The sequence below is a fragment of the Streptomyces sp. NPDC093510 genome, from assembly GCF_040683555.1.
Classification (GTDB): Bacteria; Actinomycetota; Actinomycetes; order Streptomycetales; family Streptomycetaceae; genus Streptomyces.
In genome coordinates, this window is the sequence record NZ_JBFBEE010000014.1 from 154,817 (window position 1) to 169,699 (window position 14,883).

The 14,883-nt window shown below is 73.2% G+C and carries 12 protein-coding genes; 5 read left to right on the forward strand and 7 right to left on the reverse strand.

Going from position 1 to position 14,883, the window contains the following annotated elements; translation table 11 throughout:
- Positions 1-303 precede the first annotated feature (303 nt).
- Positions 304-1,938 (forward strand): DUF6345 domain-containing protein, encoded by a 1,635-nt coding sequence (locus AB0N81_RS23470; RefSeq protein WP_365361342.1) that lies wholly within the window; start codon positions 304-306, stop codon positions 1,936-1,938.
- Between the two features lie 5 nt (positions 1,939-1,943).
- Here the strand turns inward: AB0N81_RS23470 and AB0N81_RS23475 are convergent, their stop codons facing one another.
- The 3 genes from AB0N81_RS23475 to AB0N81_RS23485 all read right to left on the reverse strand — a co-directional run bounded on the left by AB0N81_RS23475 (position 1,944) and on the right by AB0N81_RS23485 (position 6,080).
- Entirely contained in the window at positions 1,944-3,335 is a 1,392-nt protein-coding gene (locus AB0N81_RS23475; protein WP_365361344.1) for an amino acid permease, read from the reverse strand.
- Between the two features lie 83 nt (positions 3,336-3,418).
- The gene (locus tag AB0N81_RS23480; protein ID WP_365361346.1) at positions 3,419-5,563 is read right to left on the reverse strand and encodes a phage holin family protein; all 2,145 of its coding nucleotides are present in this window, start codon (positions 5,561-5,563) and stop codon (positions 3,419-3,421) included.
- 94 nt (positions 5,564-5,657) lie between these two features.
- Positions 5,658-6,080 carry a hypothetical protein gene (locus AB0N81_RS23485; RefSeq protein ID WP_365361348.1) on the reverse strand — a complete coding sequence of 141 codons (423 nt, stop codon included), beginning with the start codon at positions 6,078-6,080 and terminating at the stop codon, positions 5,658-5,660.
- Between the two features lie 84 nt (positions 6,081-6,164).
- Here AB0N81_RS23485 and AB0N81_RS23490 point away from each other — a divergent pair, with 84 nt between their 5' ends.
- Both AB0N81_RS23490 and AB0N81_RS23495 read left to right on the forward strand, forming a co-directional pair.
- Positions 6,165-6,941, forward strand: coding sequence for an MBL fold metallo-hydrolase (locus AB0N81_RS23490; RefSeq protein ID WP_365361350.1), 777 nt, complete (start codon positions 6,165-6,167; stop codon positions 6,939-6,941).
- Positions 6,941-7,555 (forward strand): VTT domain-containing protein, encoded by a 615-nt coding sequence (locus tag AB0N81_RS23495; protein ID WP_365361352.1) that lies wholly within the window; start codon positions 6,941-6,943, stop codon positions 7,553-7,555. The genes AB0N81_RS23490 and AB0N81_RS23495 overlap by 1 nt, the downstream gene beginning before the upstream one ends.
- On the opposite strand, the gene AB0N81_RS23500 is transcribed toward AB0N81_RS23495, so the two are convergent.
- The 3 genes from AB0N81_RS23500 to AB0N81_RS23510 all read right to left on the reverse strand — a co-directional run bounded on the left by AB0N81_RS23500 (position 7,552) and on the right by AB0N81_RS23510 (position 10,805).
- The gene (locus AB0N81_RS23500; RefSeq protein WP_365361354.1) at positions 7,552-8,634 is read right to left on the reverse strand and encodes an MBL fold metallo-hydrolase; all 1,083 of its coding nucleotides are present in this window, start codon (positions 8,632-8,634) and stop codon (positions 7,552-7,554) included. The two genes, AB0N81_RS23495 and AB0N81_RS23500, sit on opposite strands and share 4 nt — an antisense overlap.
- Positions 8,631-9,878: an aminotransferase class I/II-fold pyridoxal phosphate-dependent enzyme gene (locus AB0N81_RS23505; RefSeq protein WP_365361612.1), complete on the reverse strand. Its 1,248-nt coding sequence runs from the start codon at positions 9,876-9,878 to the stop codon at positions 8,631-8,633. Before AB0N81_RS23505 ends, AB0N81_RS23500 begins: the two co-directional genes overlap by 4 nt.
- A 228-nt stretch (positions 9,879-10,106) precedes the next feature.
- Positions 10,107-10,805, reverse strand: a complete 699-nt coding sequence (locus AB0N81_RS23510; protein ID WP_365361614.1) for an ANTAR domain-containing protein — start codon at positions 10,803-10,805, stop codon at positions 10,107-10,109.
- A gap of 82 nt (positions 10,806-10,887) precedes the next feature.
- Between AB0N81_RS23510 and AB0N81_RS23515 the strand changes: the two genes are divergently transcribed.
- A complete protein-coding gene (locus tag AB0N81_RS23515; RefSeq protein ID WP_365361356.1) occupies positions 10,888-12,018 on the forward strand; it encodes a PAS domain-containing protein in 1,131 nt (376 codons plus the stop codon).
- A 4-nt stretch (positions 12,019-12,022) separates the two neighbouring features.
- Here AB0N81_RS23515 and AB0N81_RS23520 read toward each other — a convergent pair whose 3' ends face one another.
- Positions 12,023-12,832 carry an RNA polymerase sigma factor SigF gene (locus tag AB0N81_RS23520; RefSeq protein WP_365361358.1) on the reverse strand — a complete coding sequence of 270 codons (810 nt, stop codon included), beginning with the start codon at positions 12,830-12,832 and terminating at the stop codon, positions 12,023-12,025.
- Positions 12,833-13,077: 245 nt separating this feature from the next.
- Here AB0N81_RS23520 and AB0N81_RS23525 point away from each other — a divergent pair, with 245 nt between their 5' ends.
- The gene (locus tag AB0N81_RS23525) at positions 13,078-14,874 is read left to right on the forward strand and encodes a thiamine pyrophosphate-requiring protein (RefSeq protein ID WP_365361360.1); all 1,797 of its coding nucleotides are present in this window, start codon (positions 13,078-13,080) and stop codon (positions 14,872-14,874) included.
- Positions 14,875-14,883: the final 9 nt, after the last annotated feature.

Sequence of the window (14,883 nt, forward strand, 5' to 3'; positions counted from 1 at the left end):
GTCCCTGCTCGCGTACCTCGTGCCGGAAGATCCACGTTCTCATTGCCGGAGCCCGGGACGAGAACGGGCCGTGTGGGGTGCGTCGGACGTGCGAGGGGTGTTCGAGCGGTGGGTGCAGGTGCGCGTCGGGCGATACGAACACGTTGTGTGGGCTGCCGCGCCACAGGGGCCGTTGAGGTGCGGGAACGGCCCCGTGGCAGGGGGCCTATGGCCGGAATGACAACTGTGCAAGGACCGTCCACGGTGACACTTTGAGGCCCCCTCGCGCACGTCAGCGAGGAGATCCTCTCAGGGGGTATGGCCATGCGCATCAACTACTCGGACCACGGTCCGTCTCCACTCGAGCCGGAGAAGCCCGGAGCGGCGGGTGACCGGGACTCGACCTTCGGCTGGTGGGGTGCCTTCAGCATCCAGAAGTTCGTCAACCAGTCGCCGCTCTACCACACTCATGGTGACGCCACCGGCTGGCTGGCGTACCTCCAGCAGTTCTACGACCGCAACTTCTGGTTCGCCGACGGCGGCGCGCAGGTGTGGGCGTACGAGGAGACGTACGACAACTGGCAGGACCGGTACGGCATGGACGCCGTCGTCGCCGTGTACCACTCCGGTCACGGGGGCATGGACGGCAACGGCGTGTTCTTCGCGCCGCTCGGCGCCGCCTGGGACGGGCGCAGCGACGCCGTCTCCAACCGGATGGCGCTCGGCAACGAGAAGGCGAACTATGTCTTCTGGTCCACCTGTGACTCGCTCAAAGTCACCGGTGGGCACTCGCCTATCCGCACCTGGGCCGGGCCCAACATCGGCTTCCGGATGATCTTCGGGTTCGAGACCGTCAGCATCGACAGTCCGGACTACGGCAAGAAGTTCTGGGAGAAGTGGCGGTCCGGGCAGACGTACTGCGACGCGTGGCTCAACGCGAGCTGGGACATCTACCCCGGGCAGGCGCCCTCGGTCGCCGCGGTCGGCACCACGCAGGCCGATGCCATCAACCGGCTCAACACCGAGCAGAAGTTCTTCCGTGAGCACGTGCCGGACAACTGGTACGCGTGGCGCTGGTACTACGCGCGCGACGGCGTCAGGGAGCTGCTCACCCAGCTCCCCGGGCAGCAGCAGATCGTCCAGCTGGCGCCCCGTGACCCGAGCGCCGAGCTCGGCAAGCTCGGGCAGCTGGCCGACTTCCCGTCGGCGGCGCTGCAGGAGGTGCAGGTCGACCAGCTCGGCGTGCTCAACGCGACCTCCGGGGACCGCATCGTCTCCACCGGCCCGCAGGGCGTCCGCTGGGTCAGGCTCGCCGAGCCCAACCACCGCAACACCCAGCAGTTGCCCACGGAGCGGGCGATCGAGGCGGCCCGCGCGATCGCCGAGCGGTACGCCGAGGGCGCCGAGCTGGTCGTCGACAGCGTGCACGACCTGATGCAGAACTCCGGGACGAAGGACGGCGCCGAGATCGGGCGCCCGGTCTCGTTGCAGACACACGTCACGTTCCGGCAGGTCTTCGACGGCGTGCCCGTCATCACGCCGGGGCTCGGCCTGATCCGCGTCGGTCTCGACAACGACGGCACGGCCGTCCAGGCGCAGATCGCCACCCGCCGGGCCACCGGCATCATGCGCGAGCCGAGCACCGAGGTCTCTCCGCCGCAGCCCAAGGGCGGCAGGGCCACGGCGGCGCCGCTGGAGCGCGACCCGCGCAAGGCGCTCGACGCGGCGCAGCGCAAGCTGCTCGCCGAGCTCGCGACGGTCACCGCCGACGACCCGGAGCACGCCGCGGCCGCGGCGGCGCGCGCGCCGCGCGTCAGCGACGTCCCCGGCACGTTCGAGGTCGGCTACGAGATGGAGGGCAACGAGGCGTATCCCGCCGCCCGCAAGCTGATCGAGATCGGCTCGCAGGACGGCATGTTCAAGACACGCCGCTGGGTCGTCGCGCCGCTGGCGAGGTAACCCGCTCAGTGGTTCACGGTGGCGGCCCGCTGCTTGCGGGCCGCCATCCACGCGTAGACGAGCACCCCCACGAAGAGGAACAGCACGCCCTGGTAGACGGCCGCGTAGCCGGAGCCCGCGACCAGCCACATGGAGAACGCGAACGCGATGCCCGCCAGGATTCCGTCCCGCACCAGGCGGCCCCGGTGGACGCGCTCGCGCTGTCCGGAGACCAGGAAGTAGATCTGCGCGGCGGTGGCGAGGAGGTAGGGCACGGTCGCCGTGAACGTGGTGATCAGGACCAGCGACTCGAAGACGCCGGCGGAGCCCGCCGTGTAGTTGTAGATGGTCAGGAGCGAGGCGAGGACGACGGTGACGAGGACGCCGACGGTCGGCACGCCGCGCTTCTTCCTGCCGAACGCGCTCGGGAACAGGCCGTCCTGGGCGGCCGCGTACGGCGTCTGGGCGCTCAGCAGCGTCCAGCCGTTGAGGGCGCCGACCATCGAGATCAGCGCGGCGACGGCGACCGCGGTGCCGCCCCAGGAGCCGCCGAACATCACGTCGACGGCGTCCGAGAACGGCGCGGTGGAGGAGACCAGCTTGTCGTGCGCGACCGTCCCGAAGACGGCGAGCGTGCCGAGCAGGTAGACGAGGGCGGCGCCGAGGGTGCCGAGGATGGTGGCGCGCCCGACGTTGCGGCGCGGGTCGCGGACCTCGCCGGCGCTGACGGCGGCCGACTCGACGCCCAGGTAGGAGAAGAGCAGGATCGCGGCGGCGGCCGAGACGGCTCCCGTCGGGCTGTCGTCACTCGCCTGGAAGGGCCCGAGGTTGGCGCTGTCGAAGAAGAAGAGGCCGCCGACCGCGACGAGCAGCAGCGGCAGGAACTTCAGTACGGTGGCGACCAGCTGGACGGCCCCGACGTACCGGGTGCCCGCGAAGTTCGCGAGGGCGGGCAGCAGTTGCAGGACGAGCGCGGCCAGGCAGGCGGTCCACTTGTGGTCGTTGACGGGGACGAGGACGTCGAGATAGCCGACGGCGGCGACGGCGAGGGCCGCGTTGCTCACCCATGTGGTGATCCAGTACGACCAGGCGGCCAGGAAGCCCGCGAAGTCGCCGAAGGCGGCGCGGGCGTAGACGTACGGGCCGCCGGTGCGCGGGTCGCGCTCGGCGAGCCGGCCGAAGACCAGCGCGAGGGCGATGGCCCCGGCGGTCAGCACCGCGAAGGCGACGAGGCTGATGGTGCCGAACGGGGCGACGGAGGCCGGGAGCAGGAAGATGCCGCCGCCGATGATGTTGCCCATGACGAGGCAGGTGGCGATCGGAAGCCCGAAGCGCCGGGCGTGCTTGCTCGGTGGCTGCGCCGGTTCTCCCTGGTCGGGGGCCGGATCCGACGGTGCAACGGTTCCGGTGTCGTGCATGGGGTGGTGCGCCTCTCGTCGTGCCCGGCGCCCGGGATCGCCGGGCGCAAGACATGGTCGGGCACGGGAGACGCTGCTCCAAATCAGTGTGTTTTGTCCGGCGCGGCATGGTCGGGGGCCGCAAAAGCTGTGTCGTCCGGGGTGTCGAACAAGGAATCGTTCAGGTCGAGGGCCATCGGGATCTGCGGCCCCTGGGCCTCCCCCAGCCAGCGCCGCAGCACGTCATGGACCCGTTCGGCACCGACCAGCACCTCCCCGTCCGGCACCGGGTCGGACAGCACGAGCGGCGACAGCAGGAAGGGCCGGGACTGTGCCCCGCCGAGTCCGCCGTGCGAGCCGATCTGCTCCTCGAACGCGAGGACTTCGCCGTCGTCCGGGTCGTACCAGGAGTTGACCATGATGTCGGCGGTGTGCGGGAAGCCGTCGGTGCGCCGCACGGCGTCCGCGGCGCCCGGCCCGAAATCGGCGAGCGGCCCGAGATCCGTGGGGTCCGTGGGGTCCTCGTCGAGGTACACCTCGGCGCCGCGCGCCCCGAGCACGAGCGGGCCCCGCTCCGCGCTGCGTACGAGCAGGAAGCCGATGCCCGGGTGGTTGGCGAGGGTGGGGAGCAGCGCAGGGTGGCGGCGGTCGATCTCCTCGCGGGTCATGCGGTGCCGCACGTCGGGGAACGACACGAGCCCGAGGTTGCCGGAGGCGAGCACGATCGGTTCGGCGCGGCGGGCCGGGCGGCGCTCCTCGGCGCCCTCCTCGACGGGCCTGCGCAGCGCCGCCCGCACGGCCGACCGGGCCTCCGCGCCGCTGTGCGTGCGCTGTGCCTTGCGCGGCACGGGCAGCCCGCAGCCGGCCTTGACCAGGTCGCCGAGGGTGAGGCCGTAGCGTGCGCGGAACGTCTCGCCGGGGCTCTGCCCGTGGTCGGAGAGCACCACGATCCGGTAGGCGCGCGGCGCGTGCTCGGCGACCTGGTCGAGCAGCGCGAGCGACCGGTCGAGGCGCCGCAGGACCTTCTCGACGTCCTTGCCGGTCGGCCCGGAGTGGTGCGCCACTTCGTCGTACGCGACGAGGTCGGCGTAGACCGCGCTGCGTCCGGCGAGCATGTCCCCGAGGACGGCGGCGACCACGACGTCGCGTTCGACGACGGTCGCGAAGGCCCGGATGAACGGGTAGAGGCCGCCGCGGCTCACCCGTGGGCGGCACCGCCTGAACCGGGCGCGGGTGGACTCGCCGATCTCACGGAAGACCTCGGCGACGAAGGAGAGGGCGGTGCGGACGGCGTTGGCGGGGTCGGAGAAGTACGCGAAGTACCCGGCCCGCGACCGGTTCTCCTTGCCCCGTCGCGCCGCCACGGACAGGACGAGGGCGAGCTGCTCGGCGCCGCCGCTGAACAGGTTGCCGCGGCTCGCGCCGTCGACGGTGAGGAGCCCGCCGTCGCCGGTGCGCTCGGCGGCCCGCCGCTGCAGTTCGACGGCGGAGGCGGGCCGGTTGCTCACCATGACCTCGCCGGTGTCCTTCTCGTACCACCGGAAGGCGGGGACGTCGTGGTTGGAGCCGTGCAGGATGCCGAGCTGGCTGGCGCCGGTCTGGCTCGACCAGTCGGTGCGCCAGGGGGTGAGCCGGTGGGTGGCGGGCCCCTCGTCGCCGAGCCAGCGGGCGACGGTGGGCATGAGTCCCTTGGCGACGGCGTGGGTGAGGACGTCGTGGCCGACGCCGTCGAGCTGGATGAAGACGGTGCCGGGGCCGGTGGGCCCCGGCATGCTGTCGGGGCGGCGGCGTCTGCGCCGGTCGGCGAGCCGGTACAGCCTGCGGCGGTAGGCGTCGTCGTCGCGTACGGCGAGGGCGCCGCCGGTGGCCGAGGCGACGGCGGACATCACGGCGGCGACGACGACGGCGGTCTCCGCGCCCGCCTCGCCGCGGCCCTCGGGGATGAGGCTCAGGGCGAGCAGGAGCAGGGACCCGTTGAGGAAGAAGGCGAGCAGCCCGAGGACGAGGGCGGGCACGAGCAGCAGGGCGCGGACGAGCAGGGGCCACACCAGCGCCGACAGCAGTCCGAAGGCGCCGGCGCCGAGGGCGGCGGTGATCGCGATGCGGGTGGCGCTGTCGCCGTCGGCGGACTGGAGCTTGAAGTCGGGGAGGATGCCGGCCAGCACGAGCATCGTGAGCGTGCTGACGGCCCACACGGCGACCACGCGCCACAGAGCGCTGCCGACCCGCCGCCATCGCCCTTGCCCCACGCGCAGCCCTTCCACGAACCCCGGATTTCGGCCACCAGCGTGTCACAAACCGCCGCGAAGCGGTGGAGAGGGCCGGGTCGGAGGGGCCCAGGGCTTAGCGGCCGTCGTAGCCCGCCGTCGGCATGGAGAGTCTGCGGTGCACGCTCGCCTTCATCTGGGAGTCGTACGCCGGTTCGGCGAGCCCCGCCGTCTCGATGCGCACCCCCCGCCGCGCGCACTCCGCGGTGAACTCGTCAGCGGATCTGAGCGCCCGCTCCAGGACTCGGCGGCTCGGCACGACGAAGAGGTCGACGAGGCCCGCCTCGATGTCGCCCCACAGCATCGCGTGGTCGGCGCGCAGCCCGCGTACGACGAGCTCCCGGGTGATCACGTACCCCTGTGCGGCGGCCCATCGCGCGCACATCGCGTGCTGGCTGCGCGAGTCGACCAGGAAGGGGTCGGCCTCGAGCTCCTCCAGGGGCGTCAGGCTGGCGATCGCCGCGACGCGTACGACGGCGGTGCCCACGGCATCTCCCACGGCGTCCCCCCTGACCTTCGGTCTCAGCCGCTGACCCTACTCCTGGCCGTAGGCTCGGAGACAGTCGCACGAAGGAGGAACCGGGTGCCCGTCGAGGTCACATGGTGGGGTCACGCCACTTGCACGGTCGAGGACTCGGGCGTCCGCGTACTGACCGACCCCCTCTTCGCCCGCCGCCTCGCGCATCTGCGGCGTCGCAGAGGCGCGCTGCCGCCGCCGCTCGCGGCGGTCGCCGACGTCGTGCTGCTCTCGCATCTGCACGCCGACCATCTGCATGTGCCCTCGCTCGCCCGGCTCGCGCCGGGCACCCGGGCGCTGGTCCCGCGCGGGACGGCGCGGTCGGTGCCGGGTCTGGCCCGCAGACTGCCCCACCTGCGCTTCACCGAGGTCGTGCCGGGCGACGAGGTGCCGGTCGGCGATCTCGTCGTACGGGTGGTGTCCGCGCTGCACGACGGGCGCAGGCTGCCCGTCGGCCCGCACCGTTCGCCCGCCCTCGGCTATGTGGTGGCCGGTGAGGCGCGCACGTACTTCGCCGGGGACACCGGACTGTTCGACGGGATGGCCGAGGAGGTGGGCCCCGTCGACGTGGCGCTGCTGCCCGTCGGCGGCTGGGGTCCCTACCTCGGCCACGGCCACCTGGACGCGGGCCGCGCGGCACAGGCGCTGGCCCACATCGCGCCGCACAGCGCGGTTCCCGTGCACTACGGGACGTACTGGCCGATCGGCATGGACGCCGTCCGTCCGCACGAGTTCCACGCGCCGGGTCACGAGTTCGTCCGGCAGGCGGCCCGGCTCGCTCCCGAGGTGGCCGTGCACCGGCTGGCGCACGGGGAGAGCGTGCGGCCGGAGGTGTCCAGGTGATGCTCGCCGCGGCGGTCCAGGTGACGCCGGAGAGCACACAGCAGGCGGTCGGCTATCCGTCGCTGTTCCTTCTCGTGGTGATCGGCGCGCTGGTCCCGGTGGTGCCGACGGGCGCGCTGGTCAGTTCGGCGGCGGTGGTCGCCGTGCATCAGACGGCGCCGTTCGCGCTGCTCGTCGTCTTCGGCGTCGCGGCGCTCGCCGCGTTCCTCGGGGACGTGGCCCTGTACTGGCTGGGGCGGCGCGGCATGCGTTCCAAGAACGGGTCGCGCTGGCTGGCGGCGATCCGCGACCGGGCGCCGGAGGAGCGTCTCGCGCAGGCGCAGGCGAAGCTGGCGGACCACGGCGTGATGGTCCTCGTGCTGTCCCGGCTCGTCCCCGCGGGCCGCATCCCGGTGATGCTGGCGTGCCTGATGGCGAAGATGCCGCTGCGTCAGTTCGCCCGCGGGGATGCGCCCGCCTGCCTGGCGTGGGCGGTGACGTACCAGCTGATCGGCATTCTCGGCGGGTCCCTCTTCAAGGAGCCGTGGGAGGGCGTCGCGGTGGCGGTCGCGCTGACGGTGCTGATCAGCGTGGCGCCGACGCTGTGGCGCAAGGTGCGCCGCGCCACCGCCTAGACCGGGTCCGGCCGGGGGTGCCCCGGCGGGGAGAGGACCCGTGACGCGCCGATCGGCAGGTCCCAGAGGTTCTCGCGCGGCTGCCCCGTCCTCTCCCAGGCCGCGCGCACCCGGGTGAGGGGTTCGAGCACCGGTTCGGCGGAGAGCAGGAAGGTGCCCCAGTGCATGGGGGCCATGCGGCGGGCCCCGAGGTCGGCGGCCGCGCGCACCGCCTCTTCGGGGTCGCAGTGCACGTCGCTCAGCCACCACCGGGGGTCGTACGCGCCGATCGGCAGGAGCGCGAGGTCGATGCCGGGGTAGCGGGCGCCGATCCGCTCGAACCAGTGGCCGTATCCGGTGTCGCCCGCGAAGTAGACCCGCTGCCCCCGCGCGTCCGTGAGCACCCAGCCGCCCCACAGCGTGCGGCAGGTGTCGAGGAGGCTCCGCTTGGACCAGTGGTGGGCCGGCACGAAGTCCAGGCGCACGCCGCCCAGTTCGGCGCCCTCCCACCAGTCGAGCTCGGTGACGTCGCGGAAGCGGCGGCGGGTGAACCAGCGGCCGAGGCCCGCGGGCACGAAGACGGGGGTGTCCCTGGGGAGTCTCCTGAGGGTCGGCGCGTCCAGGTGGTCGTAGTGGTTGTGGCTGATGACGACGGCGTCGACGCGCGGCAGGGCGCTCCAGGGGACGCCGACGGGCGTGATGCGGGCGGGGGTGCCGAGGATCTTGCGGGACCAGACGGGGTCGGTGAGGACGGTGAGGCCGCCGATGCGGATGATCCAGCTGGCGTGTCCGGCCCAGGTGACGGCGACGGTGCGGGCGTCGACGTGCGGCAGGGGGCCGGGTTCGAAGGGCAGCCGCCGGATGTCGGCGAGTCCTTCGGGGCGCGGTCGCAGGGCGCTCTCGCGGGCGAACCGGGCGAGTCCGCGCAGGCCGGGCAGCGGGGCGGTCAGCCGGTCGGCGAACGACTGCGGCCACGTCCGGGTCCCGCCGGGCGGGCGCGGCGGGGCGAGGGTGTCCGGTGCCGGGCCGGTGGCGGGACGTGGCCGTGTCGCCTGCGGCCGGTACCGGCCGTGGTCCTGCTGCGGTGCCTGCTGGGTCATCGAGGCGGCTCCCTTCGCCGGTCTGCTGCGCGGAGGTCTTCGAAGGCCGATCCGAAGGTGTGCAACGCCCTTTTCACGTGCGGGAGTTCCAGGGGGTCGGACGCGGTGAGCGAGGCGAGGCGTTCTGCCGGGGTGGAGCCGAGGAGCGGCCCGGTGGACAGGCGTACGCGCAGGGCGTCGATGTCGTCGCCGAAGCGGTGGCCGCCCGGTGCGGGCATGCCGAGCCGTTCGGTGAGGAAGTCCTCCAGGTCCTGTGCGTCACCGACGCCCCGCGCGGCGAGCGCGGACCGCAGGGGGCCCAGGTCGGCGTAGAGGTGGCGGCCCGCCTGCGGGGGTCTGACGAGGGCTCCCCCGGCGAGCAGGGCACGCCGCGCCGCGGCGGCCACGCGCGCGTGCAGGCGGACGGCGGCGGCGAGCCGCCCGGTGATCTCGTCCGGTTCGCCGAGTGCGTACGAGGCCGCGGCGGCGGCCGGGGCGGCGAGGGTCGCGCCGAGCGCGGTGAGGACGTCCAGGGTGCGGGCGCGCAGGGCGGCGCCTTCGGCGGTGGCGGGAAAGCGGGCGACGGCGGCGGGCAGCGCCGGGGGGAGGAACGCGCCGGTCAGGTCGCTGAGGACGGTCACCCGTTCGTGGTCCATCTCGGCGGGTCCGATCAGGACGGTGTCCAGGGGCTGGTGCAGGGTGTCGCGCCAGGTCTCGTCGCTGACGATGTGCAGTCCTTCGCCGGCGGCCGCCTCGACGGTCTCGTGGAGGACTTCCGGGGGCGGCACGGTGGCGGTCGGGTCGTCGGCCACGGAGAGCACGAGGAGGCGGGGCGTGCCGCCTTCGGCGCGGACCCGGCGGACGGTCTCCAGGAGGGCGTACGGGTCGGGGACGCCGCCGCATTCGGCGGGTGTCGGCACGCGGTACACCCCGCGGCCGAGCAGCCGGGCCTGGGGCGCCCACCAGGCGGGGCAGGGGCGGGGCAGCAGGACGTCGCCGCCGAGTGCCGCGGTGAGGGCGAGCAGGAGGGGCGGGGCGCCGGGGGCGGCGGCGACCCCGTCGCGCTCCACGGGCAGGCCGCGCCGGGTCCAGTGGCCGCACGCGGCGTCGAGGAGCGCGGGGCCGCCGCCGGCGGGCTCGGACGGGGAGCGGTCCGCGGCCGCGGCGGCGGCCGCCGCGAGGCCGGGCAGGACAGGGAGGCCCGGCTCCGGTGGGGGCGGCCCGTACCGGACGGGTCCGTGGCCCTCCGTGTCCGTCCGCCGCATCCGTACCTCCGTGCACTCGCGTACCTCTGCCCTGCTCATGCCCCGTCGCGCGGGTGCGTACCCAGGACGTGCCGGGTCATCGCCGTACGTGCCCATCACAACGCGGCCCCTTGTCCCGCGCCCGCGCTGGCCTCCGCCCGGGTGAGCGTCCCCGCGGACACGCGAAAGGCCCGGACCGGTCGGTTCTGACCGGTCCGGGCCTGTGCCGGGCGTCCCTGGGAGCCCGTGTCAGCGGGCCAGAGAGACCAGTTCGCGTTCCAGTCCGCGGCCCTTCGTCTCGACCAGTGCGGCCGCGACGTCCGCGAGCTTCCTGTTGGTGGTCTGGGAGATCCGCCGCAGTACGCCGAACGCGGCGTCCGCGTCGCATCCGAGGACGTGCATGACGATGCCGGACGCCTGGTCCACGACGGGCCGCGTCCGCATGGCCGTGCCCAGTTGGTCCAGCTCGGTCAGCGCGGCGCGGTAGTGCCGGTCGCGCACGAAACTCGTCGTGGCGAGGTCGCCGAGCGCCTGTGCGGGCCCGTGCCCGGGGTCGTCGAGCGCCCCGGGGCGGAAGCTGAACAGGGTGAGGGTGACCGTCAGTCCCGCGCGCCGGAAGGGCAGGGTGACGCTGGAGCGCACTCCTGAGTCGAGGGCCATCGCGCGGTACTCGGGCCATCGCTCGTCCTGGAGCAGGTCGTCGGCGCCGACCGGCGCGCCTCCCCGCTCGGCGGCGGGGATGGGCCCGTCGCCGGAGTGCAGTTGTACGGAGACGAGTCCCGCGAGGTCGGGGTGGGTGACCGCGGTGGGGTGCTCGTCGCCGCCGTCCGAGACCGTCGTGCCGGCACCGCAGCAGGCGGGTGTGCACCGTGCGGCCTGTTCGGCGAGTTCGGCGAGCCTGCGGCCGGGTAGGGAGGACTCCGGTCGGAGCAGGTCCGGGTCGGGCATGGGCGCCATGGCGTGTTCCTCCTCTCCCCACGGCTTCCCCTCAAGGCCCCCGGAAAACTGCCTCAGCGGATAGGTTCGACGCATGTCTCAAATGGAGGAGTTCGGTGAAGAGCTCGCGGATTTTGTGCGCCGTATCGCCGAGTTGAAGTCGGCTCGTTCCGTCCCGGCCGGCGACCTCAGCACCGTGCTCGACGCGGCGATCTTCGAACTCGACCATGTGGCGGACCAGTTGTGGCCCACGTACCGACGGCTCGCCGCGAACGGCCGCTGGGACGACACCGCGCCGGACCGGGACGAGCAGCGGCTGCTGCGGTCCCTGTTCCAGCGGATGCCCCTGCCGGTCGCGCTGGTGGACAGGGAGACCGTGGTCCGCCGGATGAACTTCGCCGCGACGGGCCTCACCGGCGTCCGCGCGGGATACGCGACGGGCCGGCCGCTGACCGGGTTCCTGATGCACGCGGACCGGGTCGCGTTCCGCTCGCAGACCGCCGCGGTCGCCCGGGGCGAGGGCGACCGGAGTCTGAACGTCCACCTCCAGCAGAGCCCCGGCACGCCGGTCCGCGCGACGCTCACGGCGCTGCGCCCCGGCGTCGAACCGCGCACGGCGGTCCTCGTCGTGCTGCAGCCCTCGGCCGACCGCGCGCAGCGGACACCGAGCGCGCCGGGCCCCGCCCCCGACCTCGGCGAGGCGACCCGGCACGCGGCCCAGCTCGACCTGCTGGACGCCATGACGTCGGCGCTGCTGACCACGCCCGCCGGGGACCGCGCGGCCGTACTCGAACAGGCGGCCGCGGTCCTGCACGGGCGGTTCGCCGACTGGGTGATCGCCGACGAGGGCGCCGCGCGGCTGCGGCGCACGACGGTCCTCGGCCCGCCGGACGCCCCGGTCGCCGACGTCCTGACGCAGGACCCCGCCGCGTCCCCCCTCGTCGTCGAGGCGGCGCGCGGCGGGGCGGCGTCGCTACAGGTGCGCCCGGAGGACCCGGACGCGTTCGGCAGGGACGCGTCGGGCGCGCACGTGCTGGTCCGTGCTGAAGTGACGTCCCTGCTGTGCGTTCCGCTGACCGCCCGCGCGCACGGCCCGGTGGAGGGCGTCCTCACGCTTTTCCGGAGCGGTGCGCGGCTCGCCTTCTCGATGGCCGAGGCGCGGACGGTCGACGTGATGTCCCGGCACATCGCGCTGGCCATGCGGCGCGGCACGGCCGGCCCGTGAGGCGTCAGGCGGCGTCACGCATGACCTGGTCGCGCAGCCGGTCGCAGCAGTGGCTGATGAGCCGTGAGACGTGCATCTGCGAGATGCCCATCTCGTCAGCGATGCGGCTCTGTGTCATGTCGCCGAAGAACCGCATGTAGAGGATCTCCCGCTCGCGCTCGGGCAGCTCCGCGATGCGCGGTTTGACGGCCTCGCGGTCGACGACGACGTCGAGCGAGGGGTCGGGGCCGCCGAGGGCGTCGCTCAGCGAGTAGCCGTCCTCGCTGCCGGGCAGTTCGGCGTCGAGGGAGAGTGCGGTGAAGCTGTCGAGCGCCTCCAGGCCGGCCTTGACGTCCTCTTCACTCATCTGCGCGTGCTCGGCGATCTCGGCGATGGTGGGGGCGCGCCCGGAGATCTGGGAGAGGTCCTGACGGGCGAACCGCACGCGGTTGCGCAGGTCCTGGACGCGGCGCGGCACGTGCAGGGTCCACATGTGGTCGCGGAAGTGCCGCTTGATCTCACCGGTGACGGTCGGGACCGCGTAGCTCTCGAAGGCGGTGCCGCGCTCCGGGTCGTAGCGGTCGACGGCCTTCACCAGGCCGAGGGCCGCGACCTGCCGCAGGTCGTCGAGGGACTCGCCCCGGTTGCGGAACCGGCCGGCGAGGCGTTGGGCCATGGGCAGCCAGGCCCGGACGAGTTCCTGGCGCAGGGCGTCCCGTTCGGGGCCGGGCTCCATCTCGACGAGGCGGGCGAAGCCTTCCGCCGTGTCCGGGGCGTCGTCGTGGGGGTGCCGCTTGGTCCTCGCGGCCACTGCGGTACTGGGGTGGGATCGCATGATGCGTCGCAACTCCCTCATGGGTGCCTTGGGTGGACGGTCACCGTGGGAGTTGCGCATGCCGGATCGGTACGGGGCACACCCGGGCGAACGACGCAGCCGCTCCCACGGACGTGCCTCCGGTCCGAAGCACTCTCTTCCGCCTGCCCCGCGCTTCCGGCAGCAAACACCCCGAGGTTTCTCGCCGGTCCGGCCGGACACCCGGACGGGACCGCCGATTCCCGACCGGTACGGAGGATTCCCTCATGAGCGTCAAGGTCGCCGACCACATTCTGGAGAGGCTGCGCGCCTGGGGCGTCGAGCAGGTCTTCGGCTATCCGGGTGACGGCATCAACGGGCTGCTCGCCGCGTGGGGCAGGGCGGAGGACCAGCCGCGCTTCGTGCAGTCGCGGCACGAGGAGATGTCGGCGTTCCAGGCGGTCGGGTACGCCAAGTTCGGCAGGCGGCTCGGCGTGTGCGTGGCGACCTCCGGTCCCGGAGCGGTCCACCTCCTCAACGGTCTCTACGACGCGAAGCTCGACCACGTGCCGGTCCTCGCCATCGTCGGGCAGACGCACCGCAGCGCGATGGGCGGCTCGTACCAGCAGGAGGTCGACCTGCACACGCTGTTCAAGGACGTGGCGGGTGACTTCGTCGAGACGGTGACGGTGCCCGAGCAGCTGCCCAACGTCCTCGACCGGGCGATCCGCACCGCGTACGCGCGCCGCTGCCCGACGGCCGTGATCGTCCCGGGTGACGTGCAGGAGCTGGAGTACTCCCCTCCCCCGCACGCGTTCAAGATGGTCCCCTCCAGCCTGGACCGCAGCAGCTGGACGGCGATGCCCTCGCCGACCGCGCTGGCACGCGCGGCGGAGGTCCTCAACGCCGGTGACAAGGCGGCGATCCTGATCGGCCAGGGCGCCGCGGGGGCGCGCGCCGAGGTCGAGGAGATCGCGGAGCTGCTCGGCGCGGGAGTGGCGAAGGCGCTGCTCGGCAAGGACGCGCTGAGCGACGAACTGCCGTACGTCACCGGGTCGATCGGGCTGCTCGGCACCCGCCCCAGCTACGAGATGATGCGCGACTGCGACACCCTCCTGACGATCGGGTCCAGCTTCCCCTACGCGCAGTTCCTGCCGGAGTTCGGCTCGGCGCGGGGTGTGCAGATCGACATCGACCCGCACATGGTCGGGATGCGCTATCCGTACGAGGTGAACCTCGTCGGCGACGCGCGGGCGACGCTGCGCGAGCTGATCCCGCTCATCGACAAGGACCGCCGCGAGGTCTGCCGCGAGTGGCACGACGAGATCTGCGCGAACGTCACGCGCTGGAACGACGTGATGGAGCGCAGGGCGGCGCTCTCCGCCGACCCGGTCAACCCGGAGTACGTGGCGCGCGCCCTCGACCCGCTGCTGCCCGACAACGCGATCATCACATCCGACTCGGGCTCGGTGGCGAACTGGTACGCGCGCCACCTCACGCTCCGCGGCGACATGCGGGCCTCGCTGTCGGGCACGCTCGCGTCGATGGGGTGCGGTGTGCCGTACGCGATCGGGGCGAAGTTCGCGCATCCCGACCGTCCCGTGGTGGCGCTGGTGGGTGACGGCGCGATGCAGATGAACGGCATGGCGGAACTGATCACGGCCGCCAAGTACCGGCATCGCTGGGACGATCCGCGGCTGGTCGTCGGCGTGTGGAACAACCAGGACCTGAACCAGGTGACGTGGGAGATGCGGGCGATGGAGGGTGCCCCGTCCTTCCTGCCTTCGCAGTCCCTGCCGGACGTGCCGTACGCCGGGTTCGCCCGCTCGATCGGTCTGACCGGCATCCTGGTGGAGCGCCCCGAGGACGTCGAGGAGGCATGGCGCGCCGGCCTCGACGCGAACGGCCCCGCGGTGATCGAGTTCCGCACCGACCCCGCGGTCCCGCCGATCCCGCCGCACGCGACCTGGGAGCAGATGGAGGCCACGGCGGCCTCGATCCTCAAGGGCGACGCGGACCGGGGTTCGATGGTCAGGCACGGCCTGAAGGCGAAGATGCAGGAGTGGGGCCGGCACAAGCCCTGAGGGCCTGTG